Below are 2,131 nucleotides of genomic sequence, written 5' to 3' on the forward strand. Positions count from 1 at the left end.
CCTGGCTCCACCTCCGGCTTCCTCTTCCCATCCGAAGGACTCCTGGCCGCCGGCATCGATCCGTCCGAGACCTCAACCGAGATCAACCCCACCTTCGCCGGCGGCCACGACGCCTCGGCGATCTCGGTAGCGAACGGCGACTGTGACGCAGGATTCGCGTACGACTCGATGGTCACCGCCCAGCTCGTCGACAGCGGCGACATCAGCGGCGTCATCGACATGGTCGAGGACGAGACTGTCAACGAAGCCGACGCCAACCTGAAGATCGTCTGGAAAAGCCAGACGATCGCAGGTGCACCAATGGCGATCAGCAACGCTCTGCCCGCCGACTTCGTCGCAGCCTTCCAAGAGGTCGTGACGACTAAAGTGAACGCCGACTGGGCGATCGCCAACGGCTACTGCTCAGGAACCGTCGAAGAGAACGACTGCTCGTTCAGCGACGAAGAAGACACCTGGGGCTTCGTTGCCAAGGACGACTCGTTCTACGACGGCATCCGCCAAGTGTGTGAAATCACGAAGGCCTCGAACTGCGAGAGCTGAGGCCCGCTGTCACCTCACGGTGACGCACCCAGCTCAAATTCTGCGCCTGCGACGACTCCTCCCCCTGTCGTCGCAGGCGCAGGGGCTCAGCCCGACCGGGCCCCTTCCAAACAACTCGAATGCACCCAGCCGAAACCAGGAGAAGCCATGATCCAGACCGATCGCCCCGATGTCGTCCACGTCCGCAACCTGCGCAAAGAATTCGACGGAGGAGGCGTCGTTGCCCTCGACGACGTGTCCTTCTCTGTGCCCGAAGGGCAACTGCTCGTGATCATCGGGCTCTCCGGGTCCGGCAAGTCAACGCTGCTTCGCCACCTCAACGGACTCCACCAGCCAACGAGCGGATCGGTCGAGGTGCTCGGCACCGACGTGGTCGAGGCATCGGGGCGAGAACTCCGCAACCTTCGACGAGATGTCGGCTTCGTGTTCCAACAGTTCAACATCGTCGGTCGACTCAGCTGCATCGAGAACGTGTTGACTGGCTCCCTCGGCACCCTGCGGGGCCCCCGGTTCGGTGCACGGATGTACCCGAAGCATCTCCGACGAGAAGCGATCGAACAGCTCGCCCGGGTCGGTCTCGCAGATCGTGCCTGGCAGCGAACCGACACCCTGTCCGGTGGCCAGCAACAACGAGTGGCGATCGCCCGGACCCTGATGCAGCGCCCGCGCATCGTGCTCGCAGATGAACCCGTTGCATCGCTCGACCCCGAGATATCAGCGCAGGTCATGGATGTGCTCTTCCGGTGCTGCGTCGAAGACAACATCACTGTGCTGTGCAGCCTCCACCAAGTCGACCTCGCGATCGACTGGGCACACCGATTGCTCGGTCTGCGTGACGGCAAGGTCGTGCTCGACAGCCCGGTCGACGGTTCGATCGATCACGCTCGAATCATGGAGGTTTACCAGCGCCTCGACCCAACGGGCGCAAAGGTCAGCGAGTACGTGGTCGACCCGGCCCCGGTACGGATCTCGGCCTGATGGCGGCCACCGCCGACGTCGTCCATGCCGACCCGGCTCGAGTGTTCCGCGACGTCCCGCTCGCCGCGCCGTGGACGCGGCGACGGGTTCTGCTCGCAGCCATTGCCCTGGCGTTCATCGTCGGAGCGATCTGGGGACTACGCCGCGTCGACATGTCGCTGTTCGCACTCATCGACGGATGGCCCGAAACCTGGAACCTCGTCCAGCGGATGTGGCCACCCTTCATCCCGGCCGACGACCGAAACCAGATTCTGAACCTGCTCGTGGACACGTTCTTCATGGCGTTCCTCGGAACGTTCATCGGAGTCGTTCTCTCGATCCCTCTCGGGCTTCTCGCTTCACGCAATGTGTCGCACAACTCAATCGTGCGCGGCACGAGCCGCGCAATCATTGCGTTCGCCCGCGCTGTCCCGTCGCTCGTCCTCGCGCTCGTCTTCGTGCGAGTCTTCGGTATCGGCCCGATCGCCGGCATCCTCGCCCTCGGTCTCCACTCGATTGGCTTCTGTGGCAAGTTGTTCTCCTCCGCAGCCGACAACATCGAACTCGGACCGCGAGACGGCGTAGCGAGCACCGGCGCATCACGCGGCCAGGAACTTCTCACTGGCGTGTGGTC

The 2,131-nt window shown here is 63.6% G+C and carries 3 protein-coding genes; all 3 read left to right on the plus strand.

Features of this window, described 5'->3' with window-relative positions; translation table 11 throughout:
* The coding region (locus ACH2EI_RS20180; RefSeq protein ID WP_395161361.1) for a PhnD/SsuA/transferrin family substrate-binding protein at nucleotides 1–540 on the plus strand (540 nt) is incomplete at its 5' end.
* A 147-nt stretch (nucleotides 541–687) separates the two neighbouring features.
* Nucleotides 688–1,518 carry a phosphonate ABC transporter ATP-binding protein gene (gene phnC, locus ACH2EI_RS20185; protein WP_395161363.1) on the plus strand — a complete coding sequence of 277 codons (831 nt, stop codon included), beginning with the start codon at nucleotides 688–690 and terminating at the stop codon, nucleotides 1,516–1,518.
* The coding region (locus ACH2EI_RS20190; RefSeq protein WP_395161365.1) for a PhnE/PtxC family ABC transporter permease at nucleotides 1,518–2,131 on the plus strand (614 nt) is incomplete at its 3' end. The genes phnC and ACH2EI_RS20190, both read left to right, overlap by 1 nt.

This window comes from Ilumatobacter sp. (assembly GCF_041688325.1).
GTDB lineage: Bacteria > Actinomycetota > Acidimicrobiia > Acidimicrobiales > Ilumatobacteraceae > Ilumatobacter_A.

What these genes read in the sequence shown, in the direction of transcription:
- phnC (WP_395161363.1), top strand. Translation starts at nt 688, where the DNA reads ATGATCCAGACCGATCGCCCCGATGTCGTCCACGTCCGCAACCTGCGC.